At 65.9% G+C, this 20,080-nt stretch carries 22 protein-coding genes; 4 read left to right on the forward strand and 18 right to left on the reverse strand.

What is annotated here, in order from left to right; all coding sequences use genetic code 11:
- Window positions 1-52: 52 nt before the first annotated feature.
- Both ACQPZ2_RS22005 and ACQPZ2_RS22010 read right to left on the reverse strand, forming a co-directional pair.
- On the reverse strand, window positions 53-460 hold the full coding sequence (locus ACQPZ2_RS22005) for a DUF302 domain-containing protein (protein WP_433527278.1): 408 nt from the start codon (window positions 458-460) through the stop codon (window positions 53-55).
- Between the two features lie 262 nt (window positions 461-722).
- Window positions 723-1,103 (reverse strand): DUF5313 family protein, encoded by a 381-nt coding sequence (locus ACQPZ2_RS22010; RefSeq protein WP_433527279.1) that lies wholly within the window; start codon window positions 1,101-1,103, stop codon window positions 723-725.
- A 261-nt stretch (window positions 1,104-1,364) separates the two neighbouring features.
- Between ACQPZ2_RS22010 and ACQPZ2_RS22015 the strand changes: the two genes are divergently transcribed.
- The 3 genes from ACQPZ2_RS22015 (at window position 1,365) to ACQPZ2_RS22025 (ending at window position 5,565) form a co-directional block, all read left to right on the forward strand.
- Complete coding sequence (locus tag ACQPZ2_RS22015) at window positions 1,365-3,197, forward strand: phosphoenolpyruvate carboxykinase (GTP) (protein ID WP_433527280.1); 1,833 nt, start codon at window positions 1,365-1,367, stop codon at window positions 3,195-3,197.
- 2 nt (window positions 3,198-3,199) lie between these two features.
- Window positions 3,200-4,897 (forward strand): SulP family inorganic anion transporter, encoded by a 1,698-nt coding sequence (locus ACQPZ2_RS22020; RefSeq protein ID WP_433527281.1) that lies wholly within the window; start codon window positions 3,200-3,202, stop codon window positions 4,895-4,897.
- Window positions 4,898-5,058: 161 nt separating this feature from the next.
- On the forward strand, window positions 5,059-5,565 hold the full coding sequence (locus ACQPZ2_RS22025; RefSeq protein WP_433527282.1) for a hypothetical protein: 507 nt from the start codon (window positions 5,059-5,061) through the stop codon (window positions 5,563-5,565).
- Between the two features lie 189 nt (window positions 5,566-5,754).
- Here the strand turns inward: ACQPZ2_RS22025 and ACQPZ2_RS22030 are convergent, their stop codons facing one another.
- From ACQPZ2_RS22030 to ACQPZ2_RS22095, 14 genes are all read right to left on the reverse strand, one after another.
- Window positions 5,755-6,114, reverse strand: coding sequence for an ArsR/SmtB family transcription factor (locus ACQPZ2_RS22030; RefSeq protein WP_433527283.1), 360 nt, complete (start codon window positions 6,112-6,114; stop codon window positions 5,755-5,757).
- A gap of 225 nt (window positions 6,115-6,339) precedes the next feature.
- The gene (locus tag ACQPZ2_RS22035) at window positions 6,340-6,522 is read right to left on the reverse strand and encodes a hypothetical protein (RefSeq protein ID WP_433527284.1); all 183 of its coding nucleotides are present in this window, start codon (window positions 6,520-6,522) and stop codon (window positions 6,340-6,342) included.
- Window positions 6,523-6,590: 68 nt separating this feature from the next.
- On the reverse strand, window positions 6,591-7,505 hold the full coding sequence (locus ACQPZ2_RS22040; protein WP_433527285.1) for a universal stress protein: 915 nt from the start codon (window positions 7,503-7,505) through the stop codon (window positions 6,591-6,593).
- Window positions 7,506-7,575: 70 nt separating this feature from the next.
- Window positions 7,576-7,971 (reverse strand): carboxymuconolactone decarboxylase family protein, encoded by a 396-nt coding sequence (locus ACQPZ2_RS22045; protein WP_433527286.1) that lies wholly within the window; start codon window positions 7,969-7,971, stop codon window positions 7,576-7,578.
- Between the two features lie 143 nt (window positions 7,972-8,114).
- On the reverse strand, window positions 8,115-8,264 hold the full coding sequence (locus ACQPZ2_RS22050) for a GNAT family N-acetyltransferase (protein ID WP_433527287.1): 150 nt from the start codon (window positions 8,262-8,264) through the stop codon (window positions 8,115-8,117).
- A 44-nt stretch (window positions 8,265-8,308) separates the two neighbouring features.
- The gene (locus ACQPZ2_RS22055; protein WP_433527288.1) at window positions 8,309-8,527 is read right to left on the reverse strand and encodes a hypothetical protein; all 219 of its coding nucleotides are present in this window, start codon (window positions 8,525-8,527) and stop codon (window positions 8,309-8,311) included.
- A 701-nt stretch (window positions 8,528-9,228) separates the two neighbouring features.
- Complete coding sequence (locus tag ACQPZ2_RS22060) at window positions 9,229-9,534, reverse strand: hypothetical protein (RefSeq protein ID WP_433527289.1); 306 nt, start codon at window positions 9,532-9,534, stop codon at window positions 9,229-9,231.
- 129 nt (window positions 9,535-9,663) lie between these two features.
- A complete protein-coding gene (locus ACQPZ2_RS22065; protein ID WP_433527290.1) occupies window positions 9,664-10,584 on the reverse strand; it encodes a universal stress protein in 921 nt (306 codons plus the stop codon).
- Window positions 10,585-10,599: 15 nt separating this feature from the next.
- A complete protein-coding gene (locus tag ACQPZ2_RS22070) occupies window positions 10,600-11,478 on the reverse strand; it encodes a universal stress protein (RefSeq protein ID WP_433527291.1) in 879 nt (292 codons plus the stop codon).
- Window positions 11,479-11,517: 39 nt separating this feature from the next.
- Window positions 11,518-12,435 (reverse strand): universal stress protein, encoded by a 918-nt coding sequence (locus tag ACQPZ2_RS22075; protein ID WP_433527292.1) that lies wholly within the window; start codon window positions 12,433-12,435, stop codon window positions 11,518-11,520.
- 128 nt (window positions 12,436-12,563) lie between these two features.
- Window positions 12,564-14,288, reverse strand: a complete 1,725-nt coding sequence (locus tag ACQPZ2_RS22080) for a GAF domain-containing protein (protein WP_433527293.1) — start codon at window positions 14,286-14,288, stop codon at window positions 12,564-12,566.
- Window positions 14,289-14,347: 59 nt separating this feature from the next.
- The gene (locus ACQPZ2_RS22085) at window positions 14,348-14,998 is read right to left on the reverse strand and encodes a response regulator (protein ID WP_433527294.1); all 651 of its coding nucleotides are present in this window, start codon (window positions 14,996-14,998) and stop codon (window positions 14,348-14,350) included.
- Between the two features lie 26 nt (window positions 14,999-15,024).
- Window positions 15,025-16,548: an AAA family ATPase gene (locus ACQPZ2_RS22090; RefSeq protein ID WP_433527295.1), complete on the reverse strand. Its 1,524-nt coding sequence runs from the start codon at window positions 16,546-16,548 to the stop codon at window positions 15,025-15,027.
- Window positions 16,545-17,309 (reverse strand): SDR family NAD(P)-dependent oxidoreductase, encoded by a 765-nt coding sequence (locus tag ACQPZ2_RS22095; protein WP_433520177.1) that lies wholly within the window; start codon window positions 17,307-17,309, stop codon window positions 16,545-16,547. The genes ACQPZ2_RS22090 and ACQPZ2_RS22095 overlap by 4 nt, the downstream gene beginning before the upstream one ends.
- A gap of 226 nt (window positions 17,310-17,535) precedes the next feature.
- Between ACQPZ2_RS22095 and ACQPZ2_RS22100 the strand changes: the two genes are divergently transcribed.
- Window positions 17,536-18,534, forward strand: coding sequence for an Acg family FMN-binding oxidoreductase (locus tag ACQPZ2_RS22100; RefSeq protein ID WP_433520178.1), 999 nt, complete (start codon window positions 17,536-17,538; stop codon window positions 18,532-18,534).
- 49 nt (window positions 18,535-18,583) lie between these two features.
- Here ACQPZ2_RS22100 and ACQPZ2_RS22105 read toward each other — a convergent pair whose 3' ends face one another.
- Together ACQPZ2_RS22105 and ACQPZ2_RS22110 are read right to left on the reverse strand one after the other, a co-directional pair.
- Window positions 18,584-19,495, reverse strand: coding sequence for a DUF302 domain-containing protein (locus ACQPZ2_RS22105; RefSeq protein ID WP_433520179.1), 912 nt, complete (start codon window positions 19,493-19,495; stop codon window positions 18,584-18,586).
- Window positions 19,496-19,511: 16 nt separating this feature from the next.
- Entirely contained in the window at window positions 19,512-20,039 is a 528-nt protein-coding gene (locus ACQPZ2_RS22110; RefSeq protein WP_433520180.1) for a flavodoxin family protein, read from the reverse strand.
- Window positions 20,040-20,080 lie beyond the last annotated feature (41 nt).

Below are 20,080 nucleotides of genomic sequence, written 5' to 3' on the forward strand. Positions count from 1 at the left end.
GGATACCCGGTGGTCGTGTGACAGGACGACAGCCGCGCGGAGTGGCGCCTGATCAGTACGCGGAGGCTGTGTGGTCGAGCGAATCGATGGCGGGTCGGAGTTTGGCGCTGGCTTGCGCGGCGATGGGTTGCAGTGCTGGTTCGTCGGTGACTTGGACCATCAGCTGCGGGTTCATCGCCCCGACGATAATGCCCTTATCAGAGGTGGGATCCCGGCGCACGATGACATTGCAGGGCAGTAGCAGCCCGATTTGGCGGTCGATGCCGACGGCTTGGTGGGCCAGCGGTGGATTGCAGGCGCCGAGGATGAGGTAGTCCTCCATGGTCTCGCCCAGTTCGGTTTCGAGTGTGGCGCGCATATCGATCTCGGTGAGGACTCCGAATCCTTGTTGCGACAGAGCGTTTCGGGTACAGGCGTCGTCGAAGCTGGTGTGCAGTGTGGTGGACAGTCCTAGGTTCATGTTGGGTGCCTTCAGGAAGCGAGTCGGCCAAGGCGAGCCGGGTGTTCATGTCGCCGTATGGCAGTTCGCCGAAGTGCGTAGATTTCGCATCGTGGGCAGGACGTGGCATCCGCTGCCGGCGCCGAGGTTGGGCACAGCAGCGAGCAGTTCGTGCCTCCCAGGAACCACCTACTCAGTCGACTGAGCGGTGTCACCCGCATCTCATTCACCTCCATAATTGATTGCGAACTCGAGAAATATCGAGAGCGCGGATGCCTGGATGTCAGGCGCGGCCGTGGCGGCGTTCGTAGTCGAGACGGGCTGCTTCGGAGCGGCGGCGGGAATCGGCGTCGGCCAGTGCGGGGTCGAGGCCGTGCTTGATCAGGCGGCTGCGTCGGTAGACGTACATCAGGGCGGCGGTGAAGTAGATCAGCGGCAGATACAGCAGCGCCATCATCGCCACGCCCATCCATTTCGGGCCCGGGATCAGTAGGAACAGCATGAGGGGCGGGATGACCGGGATGAGGAAGCGCATCAGGTAACGCCGTGTGGCACCTGGCCCGGTGAGGTCGTTGCGTACCCATTCCGACATCGGCGTGGGCAGGGTGTGGCCGAAGATGTAGCCGATCCGCTGAGGCAGCGTCGGCGTGGTCCGCTGGTTCATCGGGCCAGTATCCCTCGCGAGGTGTGCTGTTTGCTAAAGTGCGCAATTACGAGATCGGTGATCGGTGCCCATGTCACACAGGGTGGGAGGTTGGTTCGCGGGCGCCCGAGATCGGGTTCGCCGCTGCATCGGATGAAGGCCGGCGTCTTCACGATGTGCTGAGACCCGCGCGGTAGTGAGCATTGTCGCCTTCCCGCTGCTGGCCGACTGATTGCGTGATTTCTAAACTAGATACCTAGCAAGTTTTGAAGGAGAGCAGCTGTGACCGATAGCGCCGCATCCTCCCTGGCCGTGGCGGCCCCGACCGATCATCCCGGCATCACCGAGTGGGTGCGCGAGGTTGCTGAGCTGACGGCACCTGCGCGGATCGTCTGGTGTGACGGCTCGCGGGCCGAGTGGGACCGGTTGACGGGGGAGTTGGTGGCCAAGGGCACTTTCGTGCGCCTGGATCGCAAGCCGAATTCGTTCTGGTGTGTATCGGATCCCGAGGATGTGGCGCGGGTGGAGGACCGCACGTTCATCTGCTCCGAGAACCAAAGCGACGCGGGCCCGACGAACAACTGGGTCGATCCGGTCGATATGCGCACGGTGATGACCGAGCATTATCGCGGCGCCATGGCGGGCCGGACGATGTATGTGATCGCGTTCTGTATGGGCCCGTTGGATGCCGCCGAGCCGAAATATGGTGTGCAGATCACCGATTCGGAGTATGTGGCGGTCTCGATGCAGATCATGACCCGCTCCGGCGCGGCGGTGTGGAACAAGCTCACCGACGGTGTCGAATTCGTGCAATGCCTGCACTCGGTCGGCGCGCCCCTGGGTGTAGGGGAGCCCGATGTGGCGTGGCCGTGCGACAAGAACAAATACATCGCGCATTTCCCGGAATCGCGCACCATCTGGAGCTACGGCTCGGGCTACGGCGGCAACGCGCTGCTGGGCAAGAAGTGCTTCGCGCTGCGGATCGCCTCGGTACTCGGCCGCGACGAGGGGTGGCTGGCCGAGCACATGCTGATCCTGAAACTGACCGCCCCGCAAGGCAAGACGCATTACATCGCGGCGGCGTTCCCGTCCTCGTGCGGTAAGACGAACCTGGCGATGCTGGAGCCGGCGCTGCCGGGTTGGCAGGCCGAGACTATCGGTGATGACATCGCGTGGATGCGTTTCGGTGCCGACGGCCGGTTGTACGCGGTCAATCCGGAGGCCGGGTTCTTCGGTGTCGCACCCGGTACCGGGGCGAAGACCAACCCGAACGCGATCGCGACCATCGATATCGGTAACTCGATCTTCACCAACACCGCGCGCACCGACAACGGTGACGTGTGGTGGGAGGGTTTGACCGATCTCCCGCCCACCCATTTGATCGACTGGCACGGCCGAGACTGGACCCCCGAATCGGGAACCACTGCCGCGCACCCGAATTCGCGCTACTGCACCCCGATCGAGCAGTGCCCGTCGGTGGCCCCGGAATGGAACGACCCGACCGGTGTGCCGATTTCGGCGATCTTCTTCGGCGGCCGCCGCGCGTCCACGATCCCGCTGGTCACCGAATCGTTCGACTGGCAGCACGGGGTGTTCACCGCGTCGGTGCTGTCCTCGGAGACCACGGCCGCGGCCGCGGGGAAGGTCGGTGTCGTGCGACGTGACCCGATGGCGATGCTGCCGTTCCTCGGCTACCACGTCGGGGACTACTTCGCGCACTGGCTGTCGCTCGACGCGGGCGCGGATGCCGCGAAACTGCCGAAGATCTTCCAGGTCAACTGGTTCCGCCGCGACACGGACGGCAAATTCCTGTGGCCCGGATTCGGTGACAACGCCCGCGTGCTGAAGTGGGCGCTGCAGCGGATCGAGGGCACCGCGCCCGCGCAATGGACCCCGATCGGTCATGTTCCCACCGCCGATGCGCTCGACCTGTCCGGGCTCGGCGAGGCCGCCCGCGACATGGTCGAGGCCGCCCTCGCGGTCGACATCGAGGAATGGGTGGCCGAGACGCGCTCGATCGATGAGTGGTACGCCACCATCGGCGGCAACAGGCTGCCCGAGGAACTGCGCGAGCAACTGGCAGCGCTGAAATTGCGCCTGCTCGGTGCCCACTGAGGATGAGGGCGCTACTTCCCACCTGGTCGGAATGGAGGCCCGCGGTCCGCGCCCCGGGCGCGGACCTCCTCGCAGGTCTGATCGTCGCCTTGGTGGCATTGCCGCTCGCGCTCGGATTCGGGATCAGCTCCGGACTGGGCGCGGCAGCGGGTCTGGCGACGGCAGTCATCGCGGGCACGCTGGCCGCGGTGTTCGGCGGCTCACGGTTCCAGGTGTCGGGACCGACCGGCGCAATGACGGTCGTGCTGGTCCCGATCGTGCATGCGCACGGCGCGAGCGGCGTGCTCACGGTCGGGCTGATGGCCGGGATCATGCTCATGGTGCTCGCCGTCGCAGGCGTCGGGCGCGCAGTGCGGTACATGCCCGCCCCGGTGATCGAGGGATTCACCGCCGGTATCGCGGTCGTCATTGCGCTGCAACAGTTCCCGGCCGCGCTGGGGATCGCCGACGCCGAGGGCGACAAGGTATGGCAATCGGCCTTAGACGCCGTGCGCCGTTTCGCGGGGGAACCGAGCCTGGCGACTCCCGCGACGGCACTGGGTGTCGCCGTGGTCATCCTGATCGGCGGCCGGTATCTGCCCAAGCTGCCGTTCGCGTTGGTCGCGGTCGCCATCGCAACGGTGATCACCCGTGTATTCGATCTGGACCTGTCCTTGATCGGGTCCATCCCGTCGGGATTGCCCGCGCCGTCGCTGGGCTTCGTGCACCCCGACCAACTCGGGTCGCTGCTGGCGCCCGCGCTGGCGGTGGCGGCATTGGCCGCCTTGGAGTCGTTGCTGTCGGCGACCGCTGCGGATTCCATGTGTGTCGGTACCCGGCACAACCCGGACCGCGAACTGTTCGGCCAGGGCCTGGCCAACATCGCGGCACCGCTGTTCGGCGGTGTCCCGGCCACCGGCGCGATCGCCCGCACCGCGGTCAACGTGCGCTCCGGTGGTCGCACCCGCCTGGCCGCGCTCACCCACGCGGTGATCCTCACGGGGATCGTCTACCTCGGTGCGTCACTGGTCGCCGACATCCCCTTGGCCGCGCTCGCGGGTGTGCTGCTGGCAACAACGATGCGGATGGTCGAAAGCGCGTCGTTGACCGCCATCGCACGGGCCTCACGCGGCGACGCGATCATCATGGTCGTGACCTTCGGCGTCACCGTCGCACTCGACCTCGTCACCGCAGTCGCGGTCGGCGTCGGATTCGCGATCGTGCTCGCCCTGCGGTCGGTGGCCCGCGAAGCCCGTCTGGAACAGGTGCCACTCGAAGACACCGACCACCTCGCCGAGGAACACGACCTCCTGCACGACCATATCGTCGCCTACCGCATCGAAGGACCCTTGTTCTTCGCCGCCGCACACCGATTTCTCCTCGAACTGGCCGAGGTCGCCGACGTCAAGGTCGTCATCCTGCGCATGTCGAAGATCACCGCTCTCGACTCCACCGGTGCGCTGGTGCTCAAAGACGCCATCGGCAAACTCGAACACCGCCACATCACCGTGCTGCTGTCGGGGCTGCGCCCCGACCACCACCACCGCCTCTGCGCCATCGGAGCCCTACCCGCCGCAGGCGAGGATGCGTTGTTCGCCAACACCCGTGAGGCTATCGATCATGCCCGCCACTTCGTGCCCGTGAGCCGCGCAAAGCCCCTCGCACGCCACTGGGCTGCTGAGACTCCCGATCATGAGGACACCGAGACACTCGTCCGCTGAGGGCTGCGTTCGGGGCGGCGCTGCCAGCCGTGTGACAGATGTCGCCGCAGGTGGTCGACCACGCCACCGCCGAGCATCGAGTGACCTGATCTGCGTCCTCGTTGGATTTGATATCCTCAGGGCTGCAACACTTTTCACCCACCAACGCAGGGGGAAATGACATGGGGGAGATATCGGCCGAAGCGGTGGCCGCTTTCGTAGCCGCGCTCGCACTGGTGGCGACCACAGTGTCGGTTATCTACCTGGCCAAGCAGACCAGTGCTGTCGCCGAGCAGACTCGTGTGGGGGCCGAGCAAACCAAGATCAGCAACGCGATGGCCGCGGTCTCCGCGAATAACACGGTGCTGAGTGCTGTGCGTGAGGTGCACCTGCTGATGCTCGAGCGACCCGGCTCACGTCGATACTTCTATGGCGATGAACCGTTGCCCGAGCAGCAGGACGAGCGGGACGAAATACTCACCATCGCCGAATTGCTAGCCGATGTCATGTCCAGCGGCATACACACGCACAAGCAGATCCCTGACAGCAACAGCGCCGAGCCTTGGGACCACTACTGCTGCTCTACGCTGCGCAGCAGCCCTGCGCTGCGTGATCTGGTGCGTGACCACCCGACGTGGTGGCCTTACCTCCCACCACTACTTCCGCCGGCTCCCGCCGACATGGCATGACCGGAACGCCTTCAAGCCATCCATTTCTCCAGTTCAAGACCGCCTAGCTCGAGCGCGGCCAGCGGTGGAGTGGCATCGAGGATCGCGTCGAGCCGTTGTGATTCGGCTCGGTCCAGGCGGCCGGATCCCACGTGCCCTTCGACACACCGGACCGACGGCGCCCGCCGAAATGCTCACCGTGCTGCGAGGTCACCCCGTGGATTCGCTGACCAAGGTGGGTTCGGATAGCTCCTCGAGCAATTCGGCCTGGCCGGCCACCACCCCGGTCAGGATGGCCCGCGCCACCGTCAACAGTTCCGCGACCTGCGGCGAGGTCAACGCGTAGGAAACCGACAACCCCTCCCGTCGAGCAGTCACCAGCCCGGTGCGACGCAAGATCGCCAACTGCTGCGACAAATTCGCCGGTTCGATACCGACCTCAGGCAACATCTCTGACACCGCGTAATCACGCTCGCTGAGTAGCTCCAACACCCGAATGCGCGCCGGATGCCCGAGCGTCTTGAAGAAGTCTGCCTTCATCCGATAGAGCGGCTGGCGCGCATCCCCCATGATGTCCTCCACTCTCCGGATACCGACAAATGCCGAGATTACTTTCTAATCTTAGCAACTTGCCTCATCAACCCGAATGAAGACCATTCCGCGCCGGGCGCGATGCTCTATTGCCAGCCTAGGCGAGGTCGGAGGGGTCTTTGGCAGACCTATCTGATTCGGGAACTCCCGCCGGTTTGTAGATGGGAAGGTCGGCGCTGTCGGAAGGACCGTGACACAACGGGGTCAGCGGCAGCAGGATGCGCCGGAGGCGGCGGCATCCTTCTTGGCATCACCGGCGCGGCACGCCCCCTCGGCGGCGGCATCCTCGGCGGTGCCGCAGCACACCGCCACCGCATGCTCGTCATCGACCGTCTCGCCGGTGGCGAGTCGCGGTGCAGTGCCGAAGGTTTCGCTGTCGGCGAGCACGGTGTAGACCTCCCAGCGCTCAGTATCTGGGCTGGTGCCCCACAGCTTGTCCTCGTTTTCGGGTCGGTCTAGTCCTGGTGCACGACCATGACCGGGCAATATGCGTGTTGCACAAGGGCATTGCTCGTGGAGCCCAGTAGGAGCCCGCGGAATCCGCCGCGACCACGACTGCCGACCACGATGAGCTGTGCGGTCCTGGTCCACTCCAGCAGATGCTGCCGGATATGCAGGTCGTAGATTTTGTGACGGACCTCGACATTCGGGTACTTCTCCTGCCATCCGTGCAGGCGGTCGGCCAGCAGTTCGCGCTGCGTGTTTTCCATGGTCTTGATGGGTGCGTCGAAGAAGGGATACCCGGCGAAGGTATCGATGAAGAGGTCGTGGTGGCCGTGCACCGCGACCAGGCTGGTCCCCCGGTCGGATGCCTCGGCGAAGGCGGTGGCGATCGCGGCTTCACCGGCCTGGCTGCCGTCGACACCGACCACCACCGGACCGTCGGCCGGTAGCTGTTCACGCGGGTCGGCGGTGCGCACGACCACAACGCTGCCGTGGCCGTGCGCGACCACGGCAGACAGAGTCGATCCGAGATGCGCGGCGGCGCCGAATCCGGGTGTCACCCCCATGGCCACCAAGTGTGCGGTGCGTGAGTGCCGGATCAATAGCTCGACGGGATGTGCCTCGGATACCTCCGTCGAAACAGTCGACTCGGGAGCTTCGGCACGTGCGATCCGCTCGGCCTTGGCGACGAAATCAGCACCGCGCATGCGGGTTTCGTCCATGAGCATGTGAACTGGAAGGGCGCTCGCATCGAAATCGGCGGCCACGGCACGCAGATCCATGCCGTGCGTGATCAACAGTGTCCGCCCGCGCGGCGCGGCGGTCCGGGCGGCCCACCGAACAGCTAGATTCGACGCGACCGTGCCGTCCACGCCGACGACCACCTTCGCCGACGCCAGCCGGTGCGTATTCACGTTCTCGGTCATCTCAGTTGTCCTTCGAGTGCTTCCGCCTGGCGTCACTGGCTCCGCTGGTTATCTGAATCCACGCCGACGGTCAGTCGGCATGCGCGTCAGGTGCGATCGGTCGCGCCACGCCGTCGCCGGTGCTGTCGGCATAGAACTCGGTGACTGCGGCATAGGCCCGGGCGCCGTACACGGTCGCAGGGCCACCATTCATCAAAAAGGTGACCCCGATCGCCTCGGCCGCCTCCGCCGGGGTGGCACCGTGCTGGACCGCGGCATGGGCGTGCGCGGCGATACATCCATCGCATTCCTTGCTCACCGCGATCGCCAAGGCGATCAACTCTTTGGTCTTCGCGTCCAGCATTCCCGCGGCGAGCGTGGCGTCATGCAACTGCTTGTAGCCTGCATACACACCCGGAATCGCGTGTCGCAGCACGCGAGTCGGCACACGTAACTCGTCGCGGACCGTCGCACCGTAGCTGGCCATATTCGCTCCCTCCGGTCTGTCCTGACGAGTCAACGATCCACTGGTCGACCGGTGGGCGATGCAGTCTTTAGTCCCGTTCGGACGTGGCTTTGGTCGACCGCTGTGTGCCGGGATCCGGCGAATGCGGGCCCTATTCGTGCGGGTCAGAGCTGGATGGCGAACCGGACGATGCCGTTCGCCGGTAGGACATCGGCGACGAATCGTTCGATGCCGCGCTCGCGAGCCAGGTCGGCGAGTCGGTGTAGCAGATCGGTGCCGATACCGTGGGCTTGTTCGTCGTGGGCGACGACCATCGCGACCTCGGCCGTTCAGGGCTGTGCGAGTGGGACGAAATTGGTTACCCCACCGGTCGGCCGTCGATGAATGCGCCCACGGCGCAGTGCGCCGGGTCGTTCTTGGCTATAGCCGCGCCGACCTTGCCGAGGTTTTTGGGCAGGGGTGCGAAGAACCGGAAATAGCTGTCCTGCTCGTCGAGTCCGGCATGTAGTTCTCGCAGTGCGTTCGTGTCGTCGGGACCGAGTTCGCGAATGGCGACATGGGTGCTCACCGTGGTCATTACTGGCCTCCTGATCGCTGCTTGCGCGTGTGTGGTGATCGCCCCGTGATCGGCCGCGCCGAATAATTTGCGCGAGGGGCGAAAGTCCTTATGCGGCACGGATTCTGTCCCGGCTGATTTCCGGAAAGTCGATGCGGAACACCGGGTTTCGGTCGATGATTCGGGGACAGGTCGGCGGGTGACGGGTCGGTGCCGAAGTGGTACCGCGCTTCGCGGGCGGGTACCCCACGATCGTCCGGTGCGTCGGACTCGGACGAGGTAGGCGAGGATCACCGTGGGCCGCTCGGCGGCGGGAATCTCGACCGGGATGGCGGCGCGGCGTCCGAGGGCGACCACCGGACCTCAGGGGAGAGTTGGCAGATCTGACAGTCGATGTTGTCCATCGGAAACTCCTTTATGTGCCCATGTATCGGTCAGCCGTGGCGTTCGGTGAAACGTCGGGGAGTGGGCGCCGCGGCGTGGGCGGGGGCACCTGCTTGTCCGGTGCCGTGCCGATCCGGATGAGAACCTGAGGAACCACGGCGTGCGGTAGCAGCTTCGCGATGACGCCGCGGCTGGCGGGCAGTTCGGTGATATGGGTGAGTGGGCAGGTCGCCGCAGTTGCCCCGCTCGCGCGCCCACTTCTGGTCTGTCGGTTTGGAATTGGCGAAGGTCGTCACGCTGATCGGGCTGGCGGTCGGCGCGGCACCCTAGGAAGGGTCTTACAGTCCTGCGATCTCCCCAGTCGTGGGATCCGTTGCGGGCTCGGTCACCGCACGGTGCGTGGCCAGGCGGCGCAGCCGTTCGTGTTCGAGTAGGAACAGCGAAATGCTGGTGAGAAACAACAGTGCGGTGGTGAGAGCGCCGATTTTCGTCCAACCGGCGAAACCGTAGGCCGCAGCGGTGAGTGTCGATGCCAGGCCGACCACTCCGAGCGCGAACAGGACGATGCCCGGGATATTGAAGGGGTCGGCCAGGCTCTCGCCGGGCTTGGTGTGGAAGGGTGCGTCGAATGTCGCGCTGCTCATGATGATTCCCTCGATCTCCGATTGTGGGGTGGGCCGCGGATGGGCGGTTGTCCGCGGCCCGATGATCACCATGCCCGTCGGATGGGGTGGGCGGGCAGGGGCTTCGGTCCCGGAGGGGGAGGCCGAAGGTCAGCTCGGATGGACGACCATGACCGGGCAATCGGCATGCTGCACAAGCCAATTGCTGGTCGATCCCAGCAGCAGGCCACGGAATCCGCCGCGTCCACGGCTGCCGACCACGATCAGCTGGGCGAACTCCGACCATTTGCCGAGCAGTTCGCGCGGTCCGAGGACGGAGACTTTGCGGGTCACGGTGACGTCGGGATACTTCTCCTGCCAGCCCGCGAGCCGCTCCGCCAACAGCGCGTGTTCAGCGATCTCGAGGTCGACGATGGGGATCTCGAGATAGGTGCTTCCGGCGAACGCCCCGACGTTCAGGTCGCTCCAGGCATGCACGGCAACAAGTTCGGCGTCGCGCTCGGATGCCTCCGCGAATGCCGCGGCGATGGCGGCCTCACCGACCGGGCTGCCGTCCACGCCGACCACGACCGGACCGCTCGGATGCGCGGGTTGCCCCGCGTCGGCGCCGCGTACGACGACCGTAGCGCCATGCCCGTGGCCGGCCACCGCGAGCAATGTCGACCCGAGGTGAGCGAGTGTACCGGCACCAGGTGTGGCGCCCAGCACGACAAGGTCCGCGGTTTGCGAGAGTTCGATCAACAATTCGGCGGGATTCGCTTCGGAGAGTTCAGTGGTGGCGGTCAGCTCCGGGTCCACGTCATGAGCCAGTTCACCAGCCTTGGCGAGGATGCGCTCACCGTCTGCATGCATCGTCGCGATGACCGAGGGCTCCATCGCGTCGTAGCTCCCCAGGACCGCGCGGGTACCGAGGAGGTCGAGGCAGTGCACGATCAGCAGCCGCCGTTGCTTCCGAGCCGCCGTTTGCGCGGCCCATCGAACGGCGGCGTCGCTGGTTGTCGACCCGTCGGTTCCCACCACCACCGCGGCCGATGCCAGTTGGTGTGGATTGTCATCGGGGTGAGTGATCATGTCGATGCCCTTCGGTCAGTTTTGTGGACGGGCGATGATGAGGGGACAGTCGGTGGCGTGGAGGACGGCCTGGCTGACCGAGCCGAGGGTCATGCCCGCGAAGCCGCCGCGGCCGTGGCTGCCGACGACGATCAGCTGAGTGTCCGCGGATTCCGCGAGTAGGCGTCTGGCTGGTCGGTCCTCGACGACCACGCGCTGCACTTCGAGGTCGGGATACTTCTCCGCATAACCGGCCAGGCTTTCCGACAGCAGCTCCTCGGCTTGCTTCTGCATATCGGCGCGGGAGATATAGCGGTTGAATTCGGACCAAGTGAGCACCGCGCGCACCGCGACCTCGCGACGGTCGGCCTCGTCGAAGGCGATCTCGATGGCGCGGCTGCTGCTCGCCGAGCCGTCGACGCCTACCAGCACTGGCCCCAGCAGCCGATCCGGTGTGTAGTTTTCGGGTTCGGGGATGACCGCGACCGGGCAGTGCGCGTGCCGAGCGACGGCGGTGCTCACCGAGCCCAGCAGGCCACGGCGGAAGGCGCCGAGCCCGCGGGTGCCAACGACCAGCAGGCGGGCGTCGGTGGAGCGGTCGAGCAGAACCGGGATCGGCGGCGCCTCGACCACGAAGGTGACGATGTCCAGGTCGCCGACGGCTGCGGCTGCCGCGGTTGCGAATTCTCTGGCGGCTGCGACGGCCGCCGCACCGGCCGCTCGATAGGCGTCGTAATCGATTTGGTTGAAAGCGATTCCGGGACCGAAGTCCATCGGTGCGCCGATGCCGTAGACGATATGCAGGGGCGCACAGTGATGGACGGCATCGACCGCGGCCCAGCGCACTGCCTCGGCGGCGGCTTCGGAACCGTCGATACCGACGAGCACGGGGGGATTGATGGCTTTGGCGGACATGGGATTTCGTAATCCTTCTGCGCGACGGGAATAGGGTGTTTACTCCGGGTGGACGACCATGACCGCGCAGTGCGCGGTCTGCACCAGCGTGTTGCCGGTGGAGCCGAGCAGCAGCCCGCGGAATCCTCCGCGACCCCGGCTGCCGACGACGAGCAGCTGCGCAGACCGCGACCATTCGCGTAGTGCCTGCCGTGGCCCCGACAGGTACACCTTGCGGATGACCTGGACGTCGGGGTACTTGTCTTGCCAGCCCGCGAGCTGCTCGGCCAGGATCGCCTGTCCCGCGGTCTCAGCGTCTCGGTCGGAGATGGTGTAGGGGAGTCCGGCGAAGCGGTCGTAGTACAGGTCGCTCCGAGCGTGGACGGCGACGAGTTGGGTTCTGCGTTCGCTGGCTTCGGCGAACGCGGCTCCGACCGCGGCCGTGCTGACCGGGCCGCCGTCGACGCCGACCACGACCGGGCCGATGCGTCGGGTCTGCTGTTCGGTGCCGGTATCGCGCACCACCACGATCGCGCCGCGGCCGTGGCTGGCGACTGCGAGCAGCGTCGACCCGAGGTGGCTGAGGGTGCCGCCGGAACCCGTCGCGCCGATCGCGACGAAATGCGCCGTCTCGGACAGAGCGATCAACAGGTGCGCCGGATTGGCGTCGGAGAGTTCGGTTTCCACGGTCAGGTCCGGATCGACCTGATGGGCGAGTCGGCGTGCAGTGTGCAGCGTGTCTGTGCCTTCGCGGCGGATCGCGTCGATCACCGGTGGCATGATCACGTCGTAGATCCCGTAGACGGTCCCGGCCGCGGCGGCATCTAGACCGTGCACGATGCGCAGGCGGCGGCCCCGCTGAGAGGCGGTTTCGGCGGCCCATCGGACGGCGAGATCGGCTGCCTCCGAGCCGTCGGTTCCGACCACTATTTCGGCCGACGCCAGCCGGTGTGGATCATCGTGGTTTTGGGTGGTCATGGGCAGTGTCCCTTCGGATTCCACAGATCGGTTATCCGTAGGTTAGGAATCCGAGGGAGCCGGCACGTCTGGCATTGGTCACGAACCGCAGGGCCCTAAGACAGCTGATGCCAAGGGGGTGACGCCGCTCAGGGCAACGGTGCCGACCAGCGCAGTATCGTGCCCCCGTGCTCACCCTTCGCGACGCTGAAGCTGCCGCCCGCCCGTTCGGCGCGTGTCGCCAGATTCGCCAATCCGCTCATCCGATCGACGTTGTCGGGCAGGCCGATACCGTCGTCGGTAACCTCGATGGTGACGTCATCGCGCACCGTGAGATGGACCGACACGGTCGTCGCCGACGCATGCCGCACGGCATTGCTCACCGCTTCGCGCAGTACGGCCTCGACGTCTTCGGATAGCGGTGGTGCCAGTACCGAGACCGGTCCGGCGAGGCGAATCGTGGTGCGCAGCCCACTTTCGCCGATCATGTCGGCGATGATGCCGTGCAGGCGTTTACGTAGCGTCGGGTCATCGGCAGTGCTGTTGTGCAGATCGAAGATCGACTGCCGGATTTCCTGCACGATCGACTGGATGTCCTGGATGGTTTCGGTGAGCCGGGATTTGATTTCGGGTGCACGGGCGCGTTGGGCGGTGCTCTGCAGCGAGAGACCGACCGCGAACAGGCGCTGGATGACATGGTCGTGTAGATCGCGCGCGATGCGGTCGCGGTCGGAGAGTACGTCGAGTTCGCGCATCCGGCGCTGACTGTTCGCCTGCTGCAGTGCGAGTGCGGCTTGGTCGGAGAAGGCGGCCATCATCGCTTGCCCGGCCGCATCGAGTGGCTGTGTGCCGGCGGGCCGCACAGTCGCGAGTACACCGATGACCGAGTCCTCGGCGCGTAGCGGCAGATTGAGTGCCGGGCCGAATTTGGATGGCTCGTCGAAGATGGGGAAGTTCAGTTCGTCGACCGCGATGATCTGTCCCTTGCGGAACGCTTCGCCGGAATGCGATTCGTCAATGGGGATGCGTTCGCCGATGAGGTCTTCGGCGCTGGCGCCCGCGGCGGCGACCACGACCAGTTCGGTGACTTCTTCACAGGGGGTTTCGGGATCTTCGGGGAGCGCGAGGAAGGTGCACGCCGACTGGGTGAGTGTCAAGGCGCGGTCAGCGACGAGTTCGAGTGCGGTGCCTGGTTCGCCGCCGGCGAGCAGTTCGGTGGCCACATCGCGGTTGGCCTCCAGCCATTGCTGGCGGATCCTGGACTGCTCGTAGAGGCGGGCGTTGGCGATGGCGATACCGGCTGCGGCGGCGAGTGCCTGCACCACGACCTCGTCGTCGTCGGTGAATTCCTGCCCACCGGCCTTCTCGGTCAGGTACAGGTTGCCGAAGACCTCGTCGCGTACCTTTACCGGTACGCCGAGGAAGGTATGCATCGGCGGGTGGTGGGCGGGGAAGCCGACCGATGAGGGATGCTTCGAAAGATCTGGCAGCCGAATGGGTTTCGGTTGTTCGATGAGCAGGCCGAGGACACCGTGACCGCGTGGCAGATCGCCGATCATGATCCGGGTGCGGTCGTCGATGCCCTCGTAGACGAATTCGGCGAGCTCGTTGCTGTCGGTTTCGCGCACGCCGAGCGCGCCGTATCCGGCGTCGACCAACTCGATGGCGGTGTGCACGATCGAGCGCAGCGTGTTGTCCAGGTCCAATCCGGCGGTGACGACCAGCATGGCCTCGATCAAGCGGTCCATCTGGTCGCGGACGCCGACGATTTTGGCGATCCGGTCTTGGACTTCGCCGAGCAGTTCACGAAGCCGCAGTTGAGACAATGTTTCCATCACCGGGGTCTCACCGGAGACAGTCGACTCGCCTTCCATGATCAATATTCTGCCCGGACTGCATACCCAGTGTCACACCGAACGAAACCGCACGTTGCTCACTCCTGCCACTTGGTGGGTACGTTGAGTTTGGAGGCCAGCACCGCGGCCTGGGTGCGGCGTTCTACCCCGAGTTTGGTCAGCAGCCGGGAGACGTAGTTCTTCACGGTTTTTTCCGCGAGGAACATCCGGCTCGCGATCTGCCGGTTCGTCAGTCCTTCACCGAGCAGATCGAGCAGGGTCCGTTCCTGTTCGGTGAGGCCGGCCAGCGGCCCGGTTTTGGCCTCGGCTTCCTCGCGCAGCTTTGCCATGAGGGCCGCGGCCGCGCGGTTGTCCAGTAGCGACTTGCCCGCGCCGACTTCGCGAATGGCCTCGACCAGTTCGATGGTGTCGATGTCCTTGACCACATACCCGCTGGCCCCGGCCAGGATGGCGTCGAGCATGGCCTGCTCGTCGGTGAACGAGGTAAGTATCAGACACCGCAGCTCAGGATGCTGATTCAGCAGTTCACGACACAATTCGATGCCATTGCCATCGGGCAGGCGCACGTCCAGAACCGCGACCTGCGGGCGCAGCGCGGGAATGCGCGCCAATGCCTGCGACACCGTGCCCGCCTCGCCGACGACCTCGAGATCGGGCTCGGAATCGATCAGATCCTTCACACCGCGACGCACGATCTGATGGTCATCGACCAAGAAGACGCTGATCATCAACAAACACCTCTCTCCCGGGTCCTTCAGCCTACTGAGCGATCGCGCTCGACGGCGCGGAGACAGGCCCCGGAGTCGTGACCGAAGTCCCTTGCTGTCACCGGTCCGCTTCGCTGCCAGGCACGAACGGCCGCAGCCGCAGTCTGGTCCAACGGCAAGGCGGTGTCGAGGCCTATCGCATCCGGCCAGACCGATGCCGCGGCAGCCATGGCGTCGGCGATATCCGGCGTGGCATCGGATTCGCAGGCCGCGCGCTGCCGAATCCGGCGACTGGCCAACGCACGGGGACAGACGCACTGCAGTGCCACCAGGTCGGCGTGTGCCTCTTCGGCCAGCGCTGCCGCGCGACTGCGTTCGGCCGCGTCTATCCAGCTCGCGTCCAGAATGACCGATACACCAGATGCCAGCAGTACCCGAGCCTGGGCGAGCATCTCGGCGTAGACGCGGGCCTTGCCTTCCGGGGCATACGCGCCGGTGGCGTAGGTGCCGACCGGACCGGTCGGCTCCTGTCCGGTCAATAGCTGCCTGCGCACATGATCGCTGGAGATGACGATCGCGGCGGTGGTGGCGGCGAGTTCGGCGGCCACGGTTGATTTTCCGGTACCGGGCAGACCGCCGACAACAACGAGCCGCACCGCCGCCTGTTCCAGATGGTGCGCGGCGATCTGCAGATGCCGTTGCGCGCGTTCGCGGGCGGCGGTGTCGCCCTGTCCGAAGCAAATGACGTCGACCTTCGCGCGGACCAGGGCGCGATAGGCGATGTAGTGATCGCGTAATGAGGTGGGTGCCGGATCCGCGGTGGCTCTGAGGTATTCGTCGAGTAGTCGATCGCCTAGCTCGCGGTGGCCGAGGAATTCGAGATCCATTGCCAGAAAGGCGATGTCGTCGAGACAATCGACGTAGCGGAGTTGATCGTCGAAGTCCAGACAGTCGAGTACCCGGAAGCCGTCGGCGAGATCGAAGATATCCTCCGCGAGCAGGTCGCCGTGCCCGTCGACGATGTGGCCATCGGCAATCCGCTGCGCTAGCAATGGCTTTCGGCCCTCGATGTAGCGCATCGCGAGTTCATCGATGCGCGCGAGCCCTGTCGGATTCATGAGGTCGGCTGATTGTTCCGCGAGCGGGTGCAGTAATGCACGCCAGCGCTCGCGCAGTTGCTCCGGCGTTGCGGCCCGATCGATCTCGGGTCCGCGCCGTGCTGTGTGGTGGAACAGGGTGAGCACTTGGACCAGTGCGGACAGCTCCGATCGGCGCACGAGGGGATCGGCGAGCACATTGGACAGGCGCCGGTCTTCGGGCATCCGCCGCATGACGATTACCGGTTCGTCGGGACCGCCGGTCGGATCGGTGAGGTGTGCGACGCCGAGATAGACATCCGGCGCCAGTCGCCGGTTCAACTCGACCTCGCGGGCACAGGCGTGCTCGCGCAGCGGTGCTGTGCTGAAGTCCAGGAAGTCGGTGGCGATCGGCTTCTTGGTTTTGTACGCTCGGTCCCCGCAGAGCACTACCACGCCGGTGTGGGTTTCGCGCAGTTGGGCGGCGGCGGTCATTGCCAAGTTCCGTGCGCCTGCGGGGGTTCGACGAGTGTCATGCCCGCGGTGGCGCCACCGTCGGTGACGAATTCCGAACCGGTCGAGAAGCTGGCCTCGTTCACGATGAAGCCGACCATCGCCGCGACCTCCTCCGGCTCACCGAAACGCGGAAGCGGTTGTCCTGCGGCGATGCTCTCGTCGATGCCGGCGGTCATCGGGGTGTGTATCGGGCCGGGGTGCACCGAGCAGACCCGGACTCCGGCGTCGCCGAGTTCGAGCGCGGCGGCCTTGGTCAGTCCACGCAGACCCCATTTGCTTGCTACATATCCGGCGATCCCGGAATAGCCCACCAGGCCGGCCGTCGAGGAGATGTTGACGATGACGCCGTCGCCATTGGCGCGTAGCCGCGGGGCAGCCAGATGCATGCCGAGCCACGCGCCGTACAGGTTGACGTCCACGACATGACGGAACAACGCAGGGGATTCGGACTCGATACCGCCGAAGTCGACAATCCCCGCATTGTTCACGAGCACGGCGAGTGGCCCGAAATACGCTTCGGCATCGTCGAGCACCTGCCGCCAGCCGCATTCGTCGATGACGTCGAGGTGTCGGAATATCGCTGTCGGGCCGAGGGATTCGGCCGTCGCCGCACCCTCGGCATCGAGGAGATCGGCCACGACCACGCGTAGGCCGGACTTGACCAGGGTTCGCGCGATGGCCGCGCCGATGCCGTGCGCGCCGCCGGTGACGACGGCGCTTCGGCCGTGGAATTCGGACATGGTGTCAACCTCCATCAGGTGAGGCACATAGGGGTTTCTCCCACTGCTGCATTAAGGATTTCGCAATGGGTGGCGCGAGGTGATGGCCGAAGGTCATTGATGTGGCGGGACTTCCGGACCGTCCTCGCATCGTTATCCGAAGTCCCGCCAGAAGGGGTCGTCGTGCTCTTACTGATGGCGGTGCATCAGGGGCAGCGTGGATCGGGGCGAAGAAAGGATGACGACAATGGACCACGGATTGCCCGATGATCACACCGTGGAAGCGGCGCTCGCGCTCGCGGTGCGGGCGCCGTCGGTACACAACACCCAACCGTGGCGGTGGCGGATCGGCGATCGCTCCATCCACCTGCGCCTGGATCCCGAGCGAGCGCTGCCATCGACCGATCCCGATCAACGTGACATGGTGTTGAGCTGCGGCGCGGCACTGCATCATCTGCGGGTCGCTTTCGCCGCGCTCGGCTGGTCGGCGGTGGTACATCGACTGCCGAACCCCGCCGAACCCGACCACTTGGCAGCGATCGAACTGGTGCGGCATCGGCCGACTCCCCAAGACATCGCGCTGAGTGCGGCGATCCCCCGCAGACGGACCGATCGCCGACATTACAGCTCATGGCCGGTGCCGCCCGGGTACCTGGGACTGGTCACCGAGCGTGCCGCGACGCTGGGGGCCGTTGTGCGGCAGGCCAGTGACCGGTCGCGGGAGCGTTTGGTCGATGCCCTGCGGGTGGCGGCCGAGCGGCATTCGGAGGATCAGGAGTTTCGATTCGAAGTGGCCGAGTGGAGCGGCAGGCACGCGACACCGGATGGTGTGCCCGCAAGGAACACCCCGCGAGTTCGCGCCGACGACGAACTGCCGCCACCGGCATTCGCTGGTCCGGGGTTGGTCGACGAGGCGCACGAACCCGACTTCGCCGAACTGCTGGTGCTCGCCACCACAGGCGACGGTCGAGGCTCGCGACTGAGCGCGGGCGAGGCGTTGAGCGCGGTTTTGCTGACAGCCACCAATGTCGGCCTGGCCACCTGCGTGCTGACCGAACCGCTCGAGATCCCGGCGCTGCGTCATCGGGTGCGGGCCGGGGTCCTCGACGACTACGGCTATCCACAGGCTCTCATCAGGATCGGCTGGCCACCGACGAGTTCCCATGCGCTGCCGATGACGCCGCGTCGAGCTGTCGAGGAAGTGTTGTCGGAGCCCTTCGGCACCAGCGAGGCGACCGCCTGCTGAACGATCGCGGCCTGTTGCGACGAGTACAGTCCGCTCCCGAATCATCGGGCTATCGCGTATCGGGTGCACGCTTTTCGACGATCTCCAGCCGTTTTCCGGCGGTCTCCAAAGCCGCCGCCAAGCGCTCCCTGGCGTCCCGGGCGACCGCGTGCAGTTCGGGTTCGTCGGTGCGGTGCAGCACCGCACCGCGCACCAGCAACTCAGGGTCGGCCGCCTCGACGAGGGTCGTGTCGTCATCCGCGGCGCGCACCACCACATTGCACGGCAGCAGCAAGCCGACCCGAGGATCAGCGGTCAGCGCACGGTGAGCGAGGACCGGGTTGCAGGCACCGAGAATCAGGTACTCGTCCATCTGCACACCGAGCTTCATCCGCATTGTGGCACGCACATCGATCTCGGTTATGATGCCGAATCCCTTTTCGGCCAATGCCTTTCGAAGCTCCAAGACGGCGTCGGCGAACAGCGCGGGCAGGCGGACCGCGAGGGCGGCGGTGACCGGTCTGCGGATCTCGGTCACGAGATCGCTGGGCCGTACCGCTGCGTCCGGCGCCACCAGGTACACCTCGGTGGAGGGTCCGATCGGTTGATAGTTGGAGGAACTGATCCAGTCGTCGAGCGCACGGTAGGCATCGCCGATACAGCGGTAGTCGCCGCGGTGTCTGGTGCTGGCGAATAGGGTCGGCTCGAGATGGCGTAGACCGATGCGTTCGGCGGTGCCGTCGAGGATTGCGTCGGTCACCGGGAGGCCGAAGTCGACCTCTGTGGTCGCGTCCGGTCCGAACATGCCGAGGTACGTCGTCGACGGGGGTCCGGCCGGTGCGAGTCCGGTGCGGGCGGCCAACTCGTAGAGTGCCCGCATGCCCGCGTCGATGTCGTCGCCCGCATGCGCGGCACGCACCGTGCGACGCAGCTCGAGCAGGGTGGTCGGACTCGATTCGGTGACCGCGACCCGATACGACATCGCTGCTGCTCGGCACTCAGGACCGGTGCGCGATGTGGTCGAGCTCGGTGTGGGCGAGGTGATCCGCCCAAGCCCGCGCCCGCTCCAACTCACCCGCGGTGAGCGGGCCGAGCGTGCCGTCGACGCGGAAGTCGGTCGGCGCGTCGATCAGCTCATAGCCCAAGCGCCGCAACCGTTTTCCGGCGCCGCGCGCGGCCGAACCGGGTAGCCAGGAGGGTTTCGCGGCCTTGGTGCAAAATGCCGCGGCCCGGGAGCCCGGCGGCACCGGCAGAGCCGCGTCCAGCCACTCCCGCATGCCGATATCGATCGTGATCGGCGCCTCCGTCCGGCCGGCCGCGTCGCTCCGCGTGCGTGCCCGGCTCATGCCGAAGGCATGCGTGGGAGCGCCGACTACCAGCAGGTCTACCGTCGGCTCGGGGCGTTGGGCAGCTGTCGCCACATCCAACACCTCCACCTCACCGTATTTGCCCAGTGCCGCCGCAATGGTGTTGGCGACGGCGGCGGTATTGCCGAACATCGACTCGTAGACGACTCGGACTCGCATCTCGGTCTCCTCAACCGTGAAACTGCTTCGATTCGACGCTA

It is taken from the genome of Nocardia pseudovaccinii, assembly GCF_050942345.1.
Taxonomy (GTDB): domain Bacteria; phylum Actinomycetota; class Actinomycetes; order Mycobacteriales; family Mycobacteriaceae; genus Nocardia; species Nocardia pseudovaccinii.

Bases quoted from the DNA above. Each gene is read 5' to 3' on its own strand.
- ACQPZ2_RS22025 (WP_433527282.1), top strand. From the start codon at position 5,059: ATGGGGGAGATATCGGCCGAAGCGGTGGCCGCTTTCGTAGCCGCGCTC.
- ACQPZ2_RS22020 (WP_433527281.1), top strand. From the start codon at position 3,200: ATGAGGGCGCTACTTCCCACCTGGTCGGAATGGAGGCCCGCGGTCCGC.
- ACQPZ2_RS22085 (WP_433527294.1), bottom strand. From the start codon at position 14,998: ATGATCAGCGTCTTCTTGGTCGATGACCATCAGATCGTGCGTCGCGGT.
- ACQPZ2_RS22005 (WP_433527278.1), bottom strand. From the start codon at position 460: ATGAACCTAGGACTGTCCACCACACTGCACACCAGCTTCGACGACGCC.
- ACQPZ2_RS22010 (WP_433527279.1), bottom strand. From the start codon at position 1,103: ATGAACCAGCGGACCACGCCGACGCTGCCTCAGCGGATCGGCTACATC.
- ACQPZ2_RS22090 (WP_433527295.1), bottom strand. From the start codon at position 16,548: ATGACCGCCGCCGCCCAACTGCGCGAAACCCACACCGGCGTGGTAGTG.
- ACQPZ2_RS22080 (WP_433527293.1), bottom strand. From the start codon at position 14,288: ATGGAAGGCGAGTCGACTGTCTCCGGTGAGACCCCGGTGATGGAAACA.
- ACQPZ2_RS22095 (WP_433520177.1), bottom strand. From the start codon at position 17,309: ATGTCCGAATTCCACGGCCGAAGCGCCGTCGTCACCGGCGGCGCGCAC.
- ACQPZ2_RS22075 (WP_433527292.1), bottom strand. From the start codon at position 12,435: ATGACCACCCAAAACCACGATGATCCACACCGGCTGGCGTCGGCCGAA.
- ACQPZ2_RS22040 (WP_433527285.1), bottom strand. From the start codon at position 7,505: ATGACCGAGAACGTGAATACGCACCGGCTGGCGTCGGCGAAGGTGGTC.
- ACQPZ2_RS22055 (WP_433527288.1), bottom strand. From the start codon at position 8,527: ATGACCACGGTGAGCACCCATGTCGCCATTCGCGAACTCGGTCCCGAC.
- ACQPZ2_RS22050 (WP_433527287.1), bottom strand. From the start codon at position 8,264: ATGGTCGTCGCCCACGACGAACAAGCCCACGGTATCGGCACCGATCTG.
- ACQPZ2_RS22110 (WP_433520180.1), bottom strand. From the start codon at position 20,039: ATGCGAGTCCGAGTCGTCTACGAGTCGATGTTCGGCAATACCGCCGCC.
- ACQPZ2_RS22030 (WP_433527283.1), bottom strand. From the start codon at position 6,114: ATGGGGGATGCGCGCCAGCCGCTCTATCGGATGAAGGCAGACTTCTTC.
- ACQPZ2_RS22105 (WP_433520179.1), bottom strand. From the start codon at position 19,495: ATGTCGTATCGGGTCGCGGTCACCGAATCGAGTCCGACCACCCTGCTC.
- ACQPZ2_RS22100 (WP_433520178.1), top strand. From the start codon at position 17,536: ATGGACCACGGATTGCCCGATGATCACACCGTGGAAGCGGCGCTCGCG.
- ACQPZ2_RS22060 (WP_433527289.1), bottom strand. From the start codon at position 9,534: ATGAGCAGCGCGACATTCGACGCACCCTTCCACACCAAGCCCGGCGAG.
- ACQPZ2_RS22065 (WP_433527290.1), bottom strand. From the start codon at position 10,584: ATGATCACTCACCCCGATGACAATCCACACCAACTGGCATCGGCCGCG.
- ACQPZ2_RS22045 (WP_433527286.1), bottom strand. From the start codon at position 7,971: ATGGCCAGCTACGGTGCGACGGTCCGCGACGAGTTACGTGTGCCGACT.
- ACQPZ2_RS22070 (WP_433527291.1), bottom strand. From the start codon at position 11,478: ATGTCCGCCAAAGCCATCAATCCCCCCGTGCTCGTCGGTATCGACGGT.